13 protein-coding genes are annotated in these 16,459 nt (G+C 32.7%); all 13 read left to right on the forward strand.

What is annotated here, in order from left to right:
• The first annotated feature begins 1,015 nt into the window (after positions 1 to 1,015).
• The 13 genes from B9A52_RS15945 to wecB (B9A52_RS16005) are packed head-to-tail and all read left to right on the forward strand — an operon-like array spanning position 1,016 to position 16,443.
• Complete coding sequence (locus B9A52_RS15945; RefSeq protein WP_084121415.1) at positions 1,016 to 2,350, forward strand: oligosaccharide flippase family protein; 1,335 nt, start codon at positions 1,016 to 1,018, stop codon at positions 2,348 to 2,350.
• Positions 2,338 to 3,576 (forward strand): hypothetical protein, encoded by a 1,239-nt coding sequence (locus B9A52_RS15950; RefSeq protein ID WP_084121416.1) that lies wholly within the window; start codon positions 2,338 to 2,340, stop codon positions 3,574 to 3,576. Before B9A52_RS15945 ends, B9A52_RS15950 begins: the two co-directional genes overlap by 13 nt.
• Positions 3,573 to 4,748, forward strand: a complete 1,176-nt coding sequence (locus B9A52_RS15955; RefSeq protein WP_157370181.1) for a glycosyltransferase — start codon at positions 3,573 to 3,575, stop codon at positions 4,746 to 4,748. The genes B9A52_RS15950 and B9A52_RS15955 overlap by 4 nt, the downstream gene beginning before the upstream one ends.
• Entirely contained in the window at positions 4,729 to 5,775 is a 1,047-nt protein-coding gene (locus B9A52_RS15960) for a polysaccharide biosynthesis protein (RefSeq protein WP_084121418.1), read from the forward strand. The genes B9A52_RS15955 and B9A52_RS15960 overlap by 20 nt, the downstream gene beginning before the upstream one ends.
• A gap of 7 nt (positions 5,776 to 5,782) precedes the next feature.
• Positions 5,783 to 6,904: a polysaccharide biosynthesis C-terminal domain-containing protein gene (locus B9A52_RS15965; RefSeq protein ID WP_084121419.1), complete on the forward strand. Its 1,122-nt coding sequence runs from the start codon at positions 5,783 to 5,785 to the stop codon at positions 6,902 to 6,904.
• 39 nt (positions 6,905 to 6,943) lie between these two features.
• A complete protein-coding gene (wecB, locus tag B9A52_RS15970) occupies positions 6,944 to 8,083 on the forward strand; it encodes a non-hydrolyzing UDP-N-acetylglucosamine 2-epimerase (RefSeq protein WP_084121420.1) in 1,140 nt (379 codons plus the stop codon).
• On the forward strand, positions 8,065 to 9,231 hold the full coding sequence (locus tag B9A52_RS15975; RefSeq protein WP_084121421.1) for a glycosyltransferase family 4 protein: 1,167 nt from the start codon (positions 8,065 to 8,067) through the stop codon (positions 9,229 to 9,231). Before wecB (B9A52_RS15970) ends, B9A52_RS15975 begins: the two co-directional genes overlap by 19 nt.
• An 8-nt stretch (positions 9,232 to 9,239) precedes the next feature.
• Complete coding sequence (locus B9A52_RS15980) at positions 9,240 to 9,680, forward strand: acyltransferase (protein ID WP_084121422.1); 441 nt, start codon at positions 9,240 to 9,242, stop codon at positions 9,678 to 9,680.
• 2 nt (positions 9,681 to 9,682) lie between these two features.
• Positions 9,683 to 11,821 carry a bi-domain-containing oxidoreductase gene (locus B9A52_RS15985; RefSeq protein WP_084121423.1) on the forward strand — a complete coding sequence of 713 codons (2,139 nt, stop codon included), beginning with the start codon at positions 9,683 to 9,685 and terminating at the stop codon, positions 11,819 to 11,821.
• Complete coding sequence (locus B9A52_RS15990; RefSeq protein ID WP_231955257.1) at positions 11,781 to 13,010, forward strand: delta-aminolevulinic acid dehydratase; 1,230 nt, start codon at positions 11,781 to 11,783, stop codon at positions 13,008 to 13,010. Before B9A52_RS15985 ends, B9A52_RS15990 begins: the two co-directional genes overlap by 41 nt.
• Positions 13,003 to 13,701 (forward strand): WecB/TagA/CpsF family glycosyltransferase, encoded by a 699-nt coding sequence (locus B9A52_RS15995; RefSeq protein ID WP_084121425.1) that lies wholly within the window; start codon positions 13,003 to 13,005, stop codon positions 13,699 to 13,701. Before B9A52_RS15990 ends, B9A52_RS15995 begins: the two co-directional genes overlap by 8 nt.
• Positions 13,698 to 15,356 carry a capsule assembly Wzi family protein gene (locus B9A52_RS16000; RefSeq protein ID WP_084121426.1) on the forward strand — a complete coding sequence of 553 codons (1,659 nt, stop codon included), beginning with the start codon at positions 13,698 to 13,700 and terminating at the stop codon, positions 15,354 to 15,356. Before B9A52_RS15995 ends, B9A52_RS16000 begins: the two co-directional genes overlap by 4 nt.
• Positions 15,349 to 16,443: a non-hydrolyzing UDP-N-acetylglucosamine 2-epimerase gene (gene wecB, locus B9A52_RS16005; RefSeq protein ID WP_084121427.1), complete on the forward strand. Its 1,095-nt coding sequence runs from the start codon at positions 15,349 to 15,351 to the stop codon at positions 16,441 to 16,443. Before B9A52_RS16000 ends, wecB (B9A52_RS16005) begins: the two co-directional genes overlap by 8 nt.
• The last annotated feature ends 16 nt before the right edge of the window (positions 16,444 to 16,459 follow it).

Here is a 16,459-nt window from a genome sequence, read left to right on the forward strand (position 1 = left end):
ATATAGAGTCTATTTTCATTAGATAAGTGAAATTTTCAGCTTGCATGATTTTTACATAGGGAAAAGAAAGAACTTCACTTTGCCTTTCAAAATAAAAAAATCAATTTGAATAATTGCGATTTTAAGAATTTTGAGGACTGTATTTTGGCTTTGAAAGACTTTGAAGAAGTATTGCTTCAAACAGAATTTGATTCGGACTTTATATAAATAGCCGATCCAAGAACAATTATAGATGACAATATCGGAGAATCAGTAAAATGCTTTTGATGCCACAAAGGCAGGTGTGGAGATTTGTGACTTAGCAAGTTTATTCCTTATTGAAAATAAACCTGATTTGAGAAAAAAACATATTATTTCAAATGCATTTTTTCCGTTTAAAATAACAAAATATTTAGAAGGGCTATTTGTGAAAAATTTTCTGATATTTATCACTTGGGTTTTTTGGACTCTGAGTCTTTACTGTTTTTGCTAGGAAACAAGATTCAGATGGTTCTTTTTTGGGAGTGATTCCGAAAATATTTTTTTACTTTTTAAAAAAGCATTCGATTAAAAGGATTCACAAAAAGAAGTTGTGAACTTCCCACTGCTTACCTTCAAAAATTAAGGTTGTAGAAAATATTGAATTCCACCAAAATCTAATTATTTGAAAGGATAAATTAAATCTATTGAATGGTATTAGAGAAGTTCATAACTATTTAATAATTTTTGAATAAATTATTCCTCTGCTTTTTGGATATTAAATAAATTTTTAGGAACAGGTCATTAAAATCATTTCCAAGAAAAGATCAAATATGACATCCCAAACTTAGAAAAGTTCTGTCCCATTCTTCTATTTATTCTCGTGATTCTCACCCTGTTTCAGGGTTGGAATAATTAGATTTTAAATAAATAAATTTCTTAAAGAAATCTGCTATTTTATTTCAAATGAAAGCGAATTTATTTTTATAAAATATCCCTTATTTCAAAGTATTGAAAATATAAAAATCAAAAACTATTTTAATTTCAAGTATAAATTATGGTTAGTTTTTTTAATTCCCTTGTGAAGGGAAAGCTTTCAAAAAGTATTTCTTTATTATTGCTTTTCAATTTCATTGGTATTATTATAAATTTATTATATGTGCCATTAATGATTAGTGTGCTCGATACAGAAAGGTATGGTATTTGGCTGACTATAACCACGATGATTTCCTGGATTGGATATTTAGATATCGGTTTAGGTCATGGACTTAGGAATAAGGTTTCAGAAAGTTTGGCTGTTAATGATGAAATGAAAGCTAGAGCATATATCAGTACAGCTTATTTTTCAATATTAGTAATTGTACTTTTTTTAGTCTTAATATCAATATTTATTATCCCCTTGATTTCATGGCATAGGGTATTAAATGCCCCAATAAGCATGTCAAATGAACTGTCCAAATTAATGTTTTGGGTTTTAATTATATTTTCAATTCAATTTTTATTTAGGCTTGTAAATTCAGTTCTATTAGGGGCTCAAAAACCTGAAGCTGCTTATTTTGTTAATATTTCAGGACAAATAATAGGGTTTTTGAGTATTTTTATTCTTGTTAAATTCAATATTAACCTTTCGCTGGTATTTTTAGGAATTATTATTTCGATTGCACCATTGTTGGTAATGATATTTGCAAATCTTGCTGTATTTAAATTTAAGTTTAAAAATATTGCTCCAAAATTTTCTTTTTTTAATAAAAACTTGGTAAAACCATTGCTTGGCCTAGGATACATGTTTTTTGCAGTTCAGATAACTTCACTTCTATTATTTCAATCAAACAATATAATTATTGCTCATACGGTTGGGCCTAGTGGTGTTACAGAGTTTAATATTGCATTTAAATATTTAGGTATTTTAAACACTGTATTGTATTTAATTTCGACTCCATTTTGGTCAGCTTCTTCTGAGGCATTTTTCACAAAGAATTTTTCTTGGGTTAGCTTAAATTTAAGAAAGCTTAATTTGGTTTGGGTTGTTTTTATTTTTTTAACAGCATTACTTGTTGTTGTCGGCCCTATGATTTATCATTTATGGTTAGGGGAAAAGGTGAAATACAATTTTTCTGTTCTAATTTTAATGGGCGTATATTATATTTTTTATATGCAATGGACGATATATGGTAGCTTTATAAATGGAAGTGGAAAATTGAAATTGCAATTTTTGTTTATGTTTGTTGAAGTCCTCATTCATATTCCAATGGCAATTTTGTTAGGACTTTGGATTGGATTGGAAGGGGTGATTGTTTCAATGATTTTTATTGCTGGAATTAATATGGTTTGGCCTAGGATTCAAATTAAAAAATTATTGAATCAAACAGCCTCAGGCATATGGAACAAATAAAGAGTATTATCTTTTATTCAAAGATCAATAGATTTTTTGAACATTCCATAATTCTATTCATCAGTGTTTCATTGTTTGCATCATGTTTCTTTTTTGTCGATAAAGCATTTTTTTTGATTTTTTCTTTCCTTTTTCTTTATATAGTATTCTACAATAAAAATTTTGGAAACTCTAAAATATTGATAAAGGTCTTATTGATTTGGACTTTAATTAATATTCTATCAATAGGATTTAATAGGACTACATTTAGTTTAATTACTTTTAGTGGATATGTGTTAAGGATTTCTATTGGGTTTTTTCTTGTAAATTTGTGGAATGGACATTTTTGGGAAAAATTTGAAAAATTAATTTTTTCTTTGACATTTATTGCTTTGATTATTTTCCCCTTTAACCTATTATTTCCATCCTTTTTTCATGACTTGAAAATTGTTTTCCAACCTTTCACCCACGAAGTTTTTTTACAGAAAGATGCCCAGAAAGATTTTTGGTATTCCTTTTTTTATACTCATTCAGGGAGAGATGATTGGAGAAATTCAGGATTTATGTGGGAGCCCGGAGCATTTGCTATGTCATCAGTGATTATGATTATATATAATTGGAGTAAATCAGGCTTTTTTTTTACCAAAAGAATTCTTCTTTACATTTTAGCAATAATTACCACAGTTTCGACTGCTGGATATATATCATTAATTTTTCTCCTTTTTGCAGTTTCATTAAATAAGAAAAGATTAATTTTTCTATTTTCAATTATTGGACTGCTGTTAATATTCAATACTAATTTCATTTACAGTGAATTTTTGATACCAAAAATCGAAGAATATATAGAAGAAACTAATTCTGAAATTTATCATGATCAGAAAATTACTGATAGACTTGAAGCTAACCGACTTTCTTATTTGTTGATAAATATTGTCAAAACAATAGATTATCCTTTAGGATTTGGCGTTGTTGAAGATAAAAAGTCATATGTGTCTTCTATTAAAATAGTAGGTGTTGGTGGTGTTTCAGATATTTTATATAAATGGGGTCCATTAGGATTAGCCACATTTTTATGGACTATATTTTATTGGATAAGAGGAAATTTATTCCCAAAATATGGACTATTTCAACACATATTTATTTTTTTTGCATTGTTAATTATGTTTATCTCAAATCCAATAGAAAGCAACTTAGTTGCAAGCTTATTGTTTTTTACTTCTTTTATCCCTAAAAACATAAAACATTGAAAATACTTGTTTTTTCTTATTTCCCGTTACCTAGCGGGCTCGCACCGACAACAAGGATGGTTGCTTATGGCAAAGGGATGGTGATTAATGGGGTAAATGTTGATCTTCTTTCGATTTATCCTTATTCAAAAAAGGAATCAAATTCAAATTGGCCTAAAGATTTGAACTTTATTTCACCTTTTTCTGCAAAGTATAATCGTTTTATTCTTATAAGGGGGATTCATTTTTTTTTGGGATTAGTATTTTCATTGGTTTATTTAAAAAAAAATAGAAAAAAATATGATTCCATAATTATTAGTAATGACAATCCCCTTGTTCTTGGTCCAGTATCATTTTTTTCTAAAATACTAGGCATTCCCGTTTTTTTCATTTTCGATGAATTCCCAATTCCAATTCGACATTACCTTAAAAGCGACATTAGTTTAATCAAAAAGAAAAGCTACCGCTTAATTTTCAGGTTTGTTGATGGTTTTATTTCAATGACTGATAAACTCTTAGAATTTTATTCAAATATTTTAAATAGACCAATGCCCCACTTACTTTTAAACACCATAACCGATACCGATAGGTTTTTAGATTCTAGTCAAAATTATAGAGAAGATTCATTGTGTTATATGGGAAACATGGAATTGTCCAAGGATAATGTTGATTTAATTATTAAAGCTTTCGCGAAAGTGAGTTTAAAGTTTCCAACTTTTAAACTCAAATTATTTGGGAAGCCAAATCAAGCTGAAAAAAAGCTTCTTGAAGGAATAATCAGTGAGTTGAATTTAGGAAATAGAGTTAGCTTTCACTTTGCTTATTATGATGAAGTACCATTCATTTTGTCTAAGTCTATGATTCTGGTTTCTTCCCAGCCAAATACAGTTAGGGCTACCGGAGGATTTCCAACTAAAGTTGGGGAATACTTGGCTTCTGGTACCCCAATAATCACGACAGATGTGGGTGAAATTTCAAATTTTGTAAAAGATGGTGAGCACCTGTTTCTTGTGGAACCTGAAAACGTTAATTCATATGCTAATAAAATTGAATTTGTTTTAAAAAATTATCCTTTTGCTCTTGAGGTTGCAAAAAAAGGCAGAGAACTATTAAATAGGGAATATTCGCATTTAATTGCAGGGGAAAAAATTATTAATTTTATAAATAAGGTAAATGACACAAAAACAAAGTAAAACCCTTTTAATTACCGGTGGAACAGGATCCTTTGGTAGCGCAGTTTTAAATAGATTTAAAAATTCTGATTTGTTTACTGAAATCAGAGTTTTTAGTAGAGATGAGAAAAAACAAGATGACCTTAGGAAGAAAATCAATGATCCAAAAGTCAAATTTTATATTGGAGATGCAAGGGATTTAGCTAGCGTTGAAAATGCTGTAAAAGGCGTGGATTTTATTTTTCATGCAGCTGCTTTGAAACAAGTTCCTTCCTGTGAATTCTTCCCTCTTGAGGCAGTTAAAACCAATATTCTGGGCACTGACAATGTCCTCTCAGCAGCCGAGAAATTTGAAGTAAATAGAGTGGTGGTATTAAGTACAGACAAAGCCGCCTATCCCATCAATGCTATGGGGATGTCCAAAGCGATGATGGAAAAGGTAATGGTTGCAAAATCAAGAAACCTTGATGATGCAAAAACAATTTTTTGTGGAACCAGATACGGAAACGTTATGGCGTCAAGAGGTTCTGTGATACCTTTATTTATTGACCAGATAAAATCAGGAAATCCTTTAACTATCACAGATCCCAATATGACAAGGTTTATGATGACTCTGGAGGATGCTGTTGACCTGGTTTGGTTCGCCTTTGAAAATAGTCAGCAAGGGGATTTATTTGTTCAGAAAGCTCCGGCGGCTACTATCGAAGTTTTGGCTAAAGCCCTTTTAGAATTGTATGGTGCATCCAATGAAATAAAAGTCATAGGAACCCGTCATGGAGAGAAGCTGTATGAAACCTTGGTCAACAGAGAGGATATGGTTAAAGCAATAGACATGGGTAATTATTATAGAATTCCTGCTGATACAAGAGACCTTAACTATGCCCAATTTTTTTCAGAGGGAGAACCAAATGTTTCTAATTTTGAAGAATATCACTCCCACAATACAGGAAGGTTGGATATTGAGGGAATGAAAAAATTACTTTTCAAACTCCCTATCATAAGAAAAGAGATCTTGGGAGAAACTAACGTCGAACAATATCCGGATTAATATCAATATGGCTAAAAAAATTGGAATTACCGGACAAAATGGTTTTGTTGGAACCCACCTTTTTAATGCTCTGGGTTTGTTTCCCGATGAATTTGAGAGAATTGAGTTTAATAGAGATTGGTTTTTAGATGAAGAACTTCTTGATTCATTTGTGCGAAAATGCGATGTCATTGTTCATTTGGCAGCCCTTAACAGACACAATGATCCGGAGGTAATTTTTTCCACAAACATTAAACTTGTTCAACGACTAATAAGCTCTTTTGAAAGGACAGGAAGAAATCCCCATGTTTTTATTTCATCTTCAACCCAGGAGGAAAAAGATAATCTCTATGGAAAATCAAAGAAAGCGGGAAGGAAACTTTTGGCTGATTGGGCAAAAAAGAATGATGCTGTTTTTTCTGGTTTGATTATCCCCAATGTTTTTGGACCATTTGGAAATCCATTTTATAATTCAGTTGTGGCTACTTTCGCTCACCAGATAAGCAGAGGTGAAATTCCTAAAATAGAGGTAGATGGAGATTTGAAATTGATTTATGTCGGTGAGTTAGTAAATACTATCATTAAATTAATCAGAGCAAGAAAAGGAGGTACCTCAATCCTCGTGGAACATACTGCTGAGGCAAAAGTTTCTGAAATTTTGTTCATGCTTCAAAAGTTCAAATCTGAATATCAAGAATTGGGTGTGATTCCACAAATTTCAGGTACTTTTGAACATAACCTGTTCAATACTTATAGGTGCTATATGGATATTGAAAATTACTTTCCGCGAAAATTTACCCAACACAAAGATGCAAGGGGTGCTTTTGTTGAAGTTATCCGATTGGGAATTGGAGGACAGGTTTCTTTTTCTACTACTTTACCTGGAGTTACAAGGGGAAACCATTTTCACACCAGAAAAATAGAGCGTTTTGCAGTTATCAAAGGTAAGGCCTTGATCCAACTCAGGAAAATAGGCACTGACAAGGTTTTCAATTATTATTTGGATGGAAATGAGCCTGCTTATGTCGATATGCCTATATGGTATACTCATAACATCAAAAACATTGGAGATGAAGAACTGTATACTATTTTCTGGATAAATGAGCATTATGACCCATCTAATCCAGACACCTATTTTGAAAACGTTTGAATTTTTTGGATCTAAAATAAAAAACCTGATAAAACGTATATGAAGAGATTAAAAGTAATGACCGTAGTCGGTACCAGGCCAGAAATCATTCGATTATCAAGGGTATTGACTGCCTTAGATGAATCAGAAGCTATTGATCATATTTTGGTTCATACCGGTCAGAATTTTGATTATGAATTGAATCAAATATTTTTCGAAGATCTTCAAATCAGAAATCCGGATTATTTTTTGGATGCAGCTGGTGCAACACCCACAGAAACAGTGGGACAAATTTTAATTAAAATTGACCCTTTGTTGGAACAATTAAAACCCGATGCATTTTTGGTTTTGGGAGATACTAATAGTTGTCTTTGTGCCATTCCAGCCAAAAAGAGACATGTCCCCATTTTCCACATGGAAGCGGGAAACAGGTGTTTTGACCAAAGGGTGCCAGAGGAAACTAATAGAAAAATTGTTGACCATATTTCGGACATCAATCTTACTTATAGTGATATAGCGAGAGAGTATCTTTTGCGGGAAGGGATTTCCGCTGACAGGATTATCAAAACTGGTTCGCCAATGTACGAGGTTTTGAATTTTCATTTGGACAGAATTATTGATTCCAATGTTGTATCAAGGTTAGGTTTGAAAAAAGGAAAATTCTTTGTGGTATCTTCTCATCGGGAAGAAAACATAAACAATGAAAAAAACTTTAAGGGATTGATTGAAAGTCTTAATTTCTTGGCTGAAAAATATCAATATCCTATAATTGTCAGTACCCATCCAAGGACAAGAAAAATGATAGAATCGAAAGGAATTGAAACTCATCCCTTAATTCAACTATTAAAACCGCTTGGATTTATTGATTATAATGCTTTGCAGATGAACTCATTTGCAGTCCTTTCAGATAGCGGGACTATTTCGGAAGAATCATCAATTTTGAACTTTAGGGCATTGAATATAAGAGATGCTCACGAAAGACCTGAGGCAATGGAAGAGGCATCTGTAATGATGGTAGGGATGAATACTGAAAGGATTATCCAAGGCATCTCTCAACTTGAACAACAGAAAATAGGTGATAATAGAAATTTTAGGAAGGTTGCTGATTATAGTATGCCAAATGTATCTGCCAAAATGGTCAGAATACTAATTTCGTATGTCGATTATGTAAAAAGGGTAGTATGGCAAATAGAAAATTAAAAATTCTATATGTCCATAGGGGAGTGGAAGGAAAAGATGGTTGGGGCAGGTCATTCTTTTTAGCTTCAGGAATGTCTAAATTGGGCCATTCTGTGACATTTATGACCACTTCTTTTCAAAGAAGATTTTTAAAATTTGAAAAAAAAACAATAGACGGAGTTTTGATTTACGTTTTTCCTGATCTCCTTCCATTAAAACTAAAAGCTTCAGGATTCGGTATATTTAGTTTATTTTTTAAAACGGTATTTGTAGGATTTAACAAATTTGATTTAATAATTTCAGATTGCGGTCATCGGCCATCTAACTTTCCTGCATTTATTAATCAATTCCTGTTTGGTTCAATCCACTTAACAGAATGGTGGGATTTTTATGGGGACGGTGGTTATTACAATGAAAAGCCATGGTACTTCAGGATTTTTTATGGAAAACTTGAAAAATGGCTTGAAATAAAAAGCAAAAAAAAAGCAGATGGAGTTATAGTCCTTTCAAATTGGATGTTTAATAAAGCATTATCAACAGGGATAAAAAATGTTAAGATTATTCATGGAGGAGCTTTGACTTCAAAATTGAAATACCAAAAACCTTTACCGGATAGAACCGGAAAAATTAAGTTGGCATACATTGGAATGGCAGATACCGAATTGGATTTAATGATACCTTTTTTCAACTCTCTTTCCGATGTTAGAATTAAAGAAAAAGTAATTTTTTTAGGTTTTGGAAATATTCTAAATCCTTTGAAGAAAAAACAATATGGACTTGATAAAATTTTGATTGAAAAAGGATGGATAGATTATTTGAATGATACCAGTGTTTTGGAGGAGATAGATGTTTTTGTTATGATAAGGAAAGTTAATGAAAATGCCCTTGCAGGATGGCCCAATAAAATTGGTGATTACCTTGCCTTGGGTAGGCCAATATTAATTAACCCTTATGGTGACTTAATTGATTTTGTAAAGGATAATCCATTTGGTTTCATCCCGGTAAATTTTGATGAGGAAAGCATCATTCAAGCAATTATTAAAATCACTTCAAATAAATTTGATTTAATTGAAATGGGAGAATATAATAGGGCATTAGGTGAATCTAACTCTTGGGAGAAAAAAAGTGGAGAGATTATCAGCTTTTATAAAGAAATTACTAAAGAATAAAATAAAATATGAAAATAATATTTTACTATTTGAGCGAATTGATAAGATTTTTATATCAAAATTACCTTAGGATGCGAGGTGTTACAATCGGGAGTAACACAATGATTAGTTTTGGAGCTAAAATTGACACCCATAGAGGAAAAATTGTTATTGGAAATAATTGTTTAATTACTAGTGGCGTAAAAATCCTTTCTCATGATGGTGCTAGTAGGATGATTGATATTAATGATTTTGGGTATGGGGAGGTAATTATTGGAAATAATGTTTTTGTTGGAGTCAATTCAGTTATTCTGAGGAATGTTATAATAGGAGATAATTCTGTAATTGCCGCAGGGTCTATAGTTTCTAGGAATGTTCCTCCAAATACTGTTGTTGGTGGTAATCCTGCAAAAATTTTAAAAGAATTGAACGGTCCTTTTCCCATTTTAAATGATAGAAAAAAATATTAATAATGTTACAAGTTACACAAAAATTAGGTTCAGGTGAAATGGTAATTCAAGAAATTCCATATCCCCAGATTTCAAAGGGAATGGTAATTGTCAAAAACCATTTTTCTGTAATTAGTGCAGGAACGGAAGGTTCAACTGTATCAGCGGCAAGGAAAAGCCTAATCGGAAAAGCTGCAGAAAGGCCTCAACAAGTGAAATTAGTTCTTGATACTTTGAAGAAACAAGGTCCAATTCAAACTTATAGGGCTGTTATGAAAAAACTGGATTCATACTCGCCTATGGGTTATAGTTGTGCGGGTGAAGTTGTTGAGGTTGGGTCTGATGTACAAGAATTTAAAATCGGAGATTTAGTGGCTTGTGCAGGAGTTGGATTTGCCAATCATGCTGAAATTGTCTCAATTCCGGTGAACCTATGCGTAAAATTAGCAGATGATGCAAATTTGGCCGAATCCGCATACAATACACTAGGCGCAATAGCAATGCAAGGAGTTAGGCAAGCTGATTTAAGACTTGGAGAATCCTGCGTGATAATCGGTTTAGGATTGTTAGGGCAGCTCGCAAGTCTTTTATTGAAAGCTTCAGGCGTAAAGGTAATTGGAGTTGACGTTTCTGATTCTGCGGTTAAGTTTGCTTTAGAAAATAATGTCGTCGATTTTGGCTATCCAAGAAATGAAAGTGGTTTAGAGGATCAAATTCAAAGCTTAACAAATGGATATGGTGCCGATGCAGTAATTATTTCAGCAGGAACCCAAAGTCTTGATCCTATAAATTTTGCTGGTGCTGTGGCAAGGAAGAAGGGTAGGGTAATTGTTTTAGGTGCAGTTCCAACCGGCTTTGACAGAGATCCTTTTTGGTACAGAAAGGAATTGGAATTGAAAATGGCATGTTCTTATGGTCCAGGAAGATATGATTTAAATTATGAAGAAAAGGGCTTAGATTATCCTCTGGCATATGTTCGCTGGACTCAAAAGAGAAATATGCAAGCTTTCCAAAATTTATTGGAAAGGAAAATTATTTCTGTTGGATTCTTAACAACGCATGAATTTCCTTTTATTGAAGCTCCAAAAGCATTTGATTTAGTTGTCAATAAAAATGAACCCTATATAGGCATCTTGTTAAAATATGATTTTGAAAAAAAGCACAGCAGAGAAAAGGTAATTACCAATGAAAAAAAGATAGAGGGTCAGGTGAATATTTCATTTGTGGGAGCGGGATCTTATGCTCAAGGTAACCTTCTTCCAAACTTAAATGGAATAAAAGATATTTCAAAAATTGGTGTTTTAACAAATTCGGGAACAACTTCCAAAAGGGTAGCTGAAAAATATAAATTTAATTTTAGTGCATCCCATGAAGATCAGATCTTCGAAAAATCAACGAACACGGTTTTTATTGCTACGCGGCACGATTCCCATGCATACTATGTACTAAAATCATTAAAATCAAATAAAAATGTTTTTGTAGAAAAACCAATTTGCCTTCTTGAATCAGAATTGGAAGCCATAAAATCCGCATATGAAATTTCAGGAACCTCCTTGATGGTTGGATTCAATAGAAGATTTTCGCCTTTGAGCAAAATGATTAAAGATGGAATTCCTCATGGACCTATGTCTATGATATATAGAATTAACTCCGGGATTATTCCATTTGATTCGTGGATACAGGATATTGAGATTGGAGGAGGCAGGATAATTGGAGAAGTGTGTCATTTTGTTGATTTTATGACATATATATGTGGAAGTTTGCCTGAAATGGTGTCAGCAATGACATTGCCTGATAGTTTTAATTTGAATGACACAGTAAATATTTCGATTAAGTTTAAAAATGGTTCAATAGGTATAATTGCCTATTATTCAAATGGTTCAAAAGAATTACCAAAAGAATATTTTGAGGTTTTTTCATCAGGATCATCCGCTGTTTTAAATGATTTTAAAAGCCTCAAAGTTTATTCAAAAGGGAAAGTAAAAAAAGCTTCGTTTTTAAATCAGAATAAAGGGCAAAAAGAAATGGTTAGCGAATTTGTTGAAGGAATAAAAAAAAGTGGCAAATCTCCGATAAGTTTTGAAGAAATCTATTCAGTTACTAAATCAACTTTTAAAGCGATTGAGTCAATACAAAATGCAGGGAAATATATACAAGTTTAATTTGAAGGAATCTTTTAACAAGCTTCGCTCATATTGCGAAAAAGAAGGCTATAAAGGTTGGGATCCATATGACGGACTGAACTCCAAAGTATTTAAAGCCACACCGCTTAAGCATTGGGATCTGGCAAGGTTAATTTGGATTCAAAGTTTTAAAAGAAATCCATTTAACTTAAGAAAGTTACTTCTAGTTCCAAAAGAATATAATTCTATGGGAATAGGATTATTTTTAAATGGATATATTCAGCTTTATAAAATTTGCCTAACTGGAAATATTGAATTTGGAACTTTAGAAGATTTAAAAGACAAGATTGTTGAATTAGCGGAATTGCTTATTCAATTGAAATCCCCAAATCAAAAACACTCATGTTGGGGATATAACTTTGACTGGCAAGCCAGAAGGCTTTTTTTGTTTCCAGCCTATACTCCCACCGTTGTTGCTACGACTTTCTGTGCTTCTGCTTTATTTGAGGCATATGCAGTTATTAAAGAGGAGAAATTCCTAAATGAGGCACTTTCAGCATGTGAATTTGTGAAAAACGACTTGAATAGAACTCCACACAAAGGAGGGGTTATCATCAGTTACAGTCCGTTAAATGGAAATAATACTGTCTTTAATGCAAGTTTGTTGGGTGCTAAACTATTATCTTATGGTTATCATTATTCAAAAAATATTGAATATAAAGACCTTGCTAGGAAAGCGGTTGTTTCTGCAATAAATAGCCAAAATAAAAATGGATCTTGGGTATATGGTTTACTTCCTGTTCAAAATTGGATAGATAGTTTTCACACTGGATTTAATTTAGAAGCATTATATTACTATCAAAAATTCACGAGTGACGATGCATTTAAAGAAAACATTAAAAAAGGGTATGATTTTTATTTAGCAAATTTCTTTCTTGAAAATGGCATACCAAAATATTACCATAATCAAATATTTCCTATAGATATCCATTGTCCTGGTCAGTTCTTAGTTACGGTTAGCATCTTTGATGAGTTTAATCAATGTAATGAATTGACGCAAAAAGTGATAGCTTGGACTATTGAAAATATGCAGGACGAAAAAGGTTTTTTTTATTATCAAATAAAAAAAAGCCTCAGCTCAAAAATATCATATATGCGTTGGAGTAATGCATTTATGTTTAATGCATTAGCAATATATTTGAATTTCAGCCAAAAATCCAATGAATAAAGAAACTATTAATGGTATTGAAATTTATGCTCCTAGGAATAGAAATGAATTAATTCAATTTGCCTTAGAAGAAAAAAAGATATTGATTGCTGTAAATGCAGAAAAAATATTGCATTCAACTGAACAGACAAGATCCATAATAAATAGAAATTTGGGATATCCAGACGGAATTGGAGCTGTTTGGGCTTTGAAATCCAAAGGGTTTAAAGATGTAGTCAAAATTCCTGGCTGCGAACTTTGGTTAGATATTATAAATGAAAAACATCATTCCCAATCCTTTTATTTAATAGGTGGAACTGAGGATACAATTCATAAAACTGTTGCTTTATTAAAATTAAATTTTCCAAATATAAATATTTTAAATTTCAGGAATGGCTACATCAAATCAGTTGAGGAGAAGGAGTTCTTATTTCAAGACATAAAAGAGAAAAAGCCGGATATTATTTTTGTTGCAATGGGATCTCCACGTCAGGAGTTATTGATGGAAGAAATATACCAAATTCATCCGGCCCTATACCAAGGACTTGGAGGTAGCTTTGATGTTTATACAGGAGCGATTAAAAGAGCTCCTGAATGGTGGATAAAAAACAATATTGAATGGGCTTTTAGGTTAATAAACCAACCAAAACGTATTTTTCGCCAAATACACCTTATAAAGTTTTATTGGAAACTTAAATTAAAAAGGTTATGATTTTCCAATTTCAAAAAGGGATCTTTTTGTATAAATCAGTTCTCGTTTTGGTTTTTTTTACTTTTTTAATTTTAAATTTTTGCTTGGCGCAAACATATCCAGCAGGCGAACTTCAATTGGAGGAGTATTTGAGAAGAATGCAATTAGAAAATAAGAATACTGTGAATAATTCATTTTTTTTTAGGCCACTTCAAATTCAAGATTCCGTAAAATTAAATGCCAAGAAGTTCAAAATTGATCCAACTTATATTTTTCAAAAAAATGTCTATAATACAAATAGACCTTATGGTTGGGGGGATGGGTTAATGATACCTCAAGTTGGACTTCAACAATATTTTTCATTAGGTTTCGAAATAAAAAATAGTTTCTTGAAAATTCAATTTCAGCCCGAGTTTGTATGGTCCCAAAACAAAAAATTCTTGGGATTTCCGGATAATTCACCTGAAAATATAATTAAAGACAGGTTCTTTTTTTGGAATTTTTCTGATACTCCTGAAAGATTTGGCCAAGGACCATATAAAAAAGCATGGTGGGGACAGTCAAGTTTGTTGGTTTACTTTGGGGCGTTTGAAATTGGAATTTCAACAAGAAATATTTGGTGGGGTCCTGGACAATGGAATTCTTTAACCTTCTCACGGAATGCTCCCGGATTTCCTCATTTTACACTAAATACATTAAAACCTGCCAAAACTTTAATTGGTGAATTTGAGGGTCAACTTATTGTTGGACGGTTGGAAAATTCCGGGCTCGCCCCTTCTCAAAATCAGGAATTGAACCAAGCTTTTTTTAATCCATTTAACGGAGATTGGAGATATCTAAATGGTATTACGTTATCTTACCAACCAAAATGGATTCCAGGATTATATTTTGGATTTGCCAGAACATATCAACAATATAATAGGCAAAAAGGTGATAATTTTAAGGATTATTTCCCAATTTTTGAACCATTTCAAAAAATCAAATATGGTTTTGATCGAGATGGTTTAGGAAGAGATCAGCAGGCTACTGTTTCGGCAAGATATCTTAATAAGCCATCTAAATTTGAATTTTATTTTGAGTTTGGAAGAAGAGACCATGCTTTCAATTGGAGAGAAGCATTTTTAAATCCTGAACATGCTAGAGCTTATATGTTAGGTTTTAATAAATTATTTGACATGAATAATACTTCAAAAAAATTATTTTTTAGAGGAGAAATAACCCATCAGCAGGAGTCGATAAATAGATATATTCGATATAGAGATTTAACAGGAGGAGTTTCTTGGCACACACATGGTTCCGGTGCAAGAGGATTTGTAAACTTTGGACAACCCCTGGGTGTAGGAATTGGAACTGGATCAAATATTCAATCTTTTGAATTTTCTATTGTAAAAAACTACAACAAAATAGGTATTTTGTTAGAAAGACTCGAAAATCATCAGGATTTCTATTACCGAGCTTTCGGCCAACAAGATGTGCAAAAGCCTTGGGTGGACTTAAGCATGGCACTTCTGTTTGATTATGAATGGAATAGTTTCTTAATAAATTCTAAATTTCAACTTATCAACGCCCTTAATTATCAATGGAAATATAGCTCAAATATTGAAGGATTTCCAAGTGGATATAATTTGTTGTCTACCCATTTTCAGTTAAACCTTATTTATAGATTTAATGATTAATCTAACCATCGTCGCCGGCGCCCGCCCAAACTTTATGAAAATTGCACCAATTCTTAAGGCCATTCAGGACAAGAAAGATAAAGGAATAGCAATAAACTTTAGATTGGTACATACCGGTCAGCACTATGATAAAAAAATGTCAGGTGATTTTTTTGAACAATTGAATATTCCTGAACCTGATATCAATCTGGAAGCTGGGGGTGGAAGTCAGGCCGAACAAACTGCAGCCATCATGGTGGCTTTTGAAAAAGAACTTTTAGCCAACAGGCCTGATTTGGTTATTGTCGTGGGAGATGTGACTTCCACTTTGGCCTGTTCTATTGCAGCAAAGAAATTGGTCATTGATGTAGCCCATGTTGAAGGGGGGATTCGTTCAGGAGATATGAGTATGCCTGAAGAGGTAAATAGGATTGTTACGGATAGTATTACAGACCATTTTTTTACTACCTCTGAAGTTGCGAACCAACATCTAAAGTCAGTAGGAGTAGCTGAGAATAGAATCCATTTTGTGGGGAATACCATGATAGACACACTGCTTTCCAATCAAGATAGATTTGTAAGTCCGGCAGGAGAGATGTTCGATGACCTTAAGTCAAAAAACTATTTTGTCATGACCATGCACAGACCTGCAAATGTCGATGGAGAGCAGCAACTGAAAGCTTTGATAGATGCCATCATGATTGGAACAGGTAATTTTCCCGTAGTATTTCCGGTTCATCCTAGGACTGCTAAAAATCTGGAGAAGATAGGTATCATGAACTCAAGATTGAGGATGGTGGATCCCTTGTCATACTTGGAATTTAATTATTTAGTGAAAAATGCGCTTGGTGTAATCACAGACTCCGGTGGAATTACTGAGGAGGCTTCCGTGATGGATGTTCCATGTATTACGATGAGAAATAATACAGAACGCCCTGAAACAGTCACCCTTGGTACGAATGAGTTGATCGGAACAGATCCTGCAAATCTAAAATCACCTTTAGAAAAATTACTTAATGGGGAATGGAAATCTTATAAGGGAATACCCCTTTGGGATGGAAATGCGGCAGAAAGAATCGTGGATAGAATTATTAAAATTTACAGTTGATTTAAGACTTATTTCT

It is taken from the genome of Aquiflexum balticum DSM 16537 (assembly GCF_900176595.1).
GTDB classification, from domain to species: Bacteria; Bacteroidota; Bacteroidia; order Cytophagales; family Cyclobacteriaceae; genus Aquiflexum; species Aquiflexum balticum.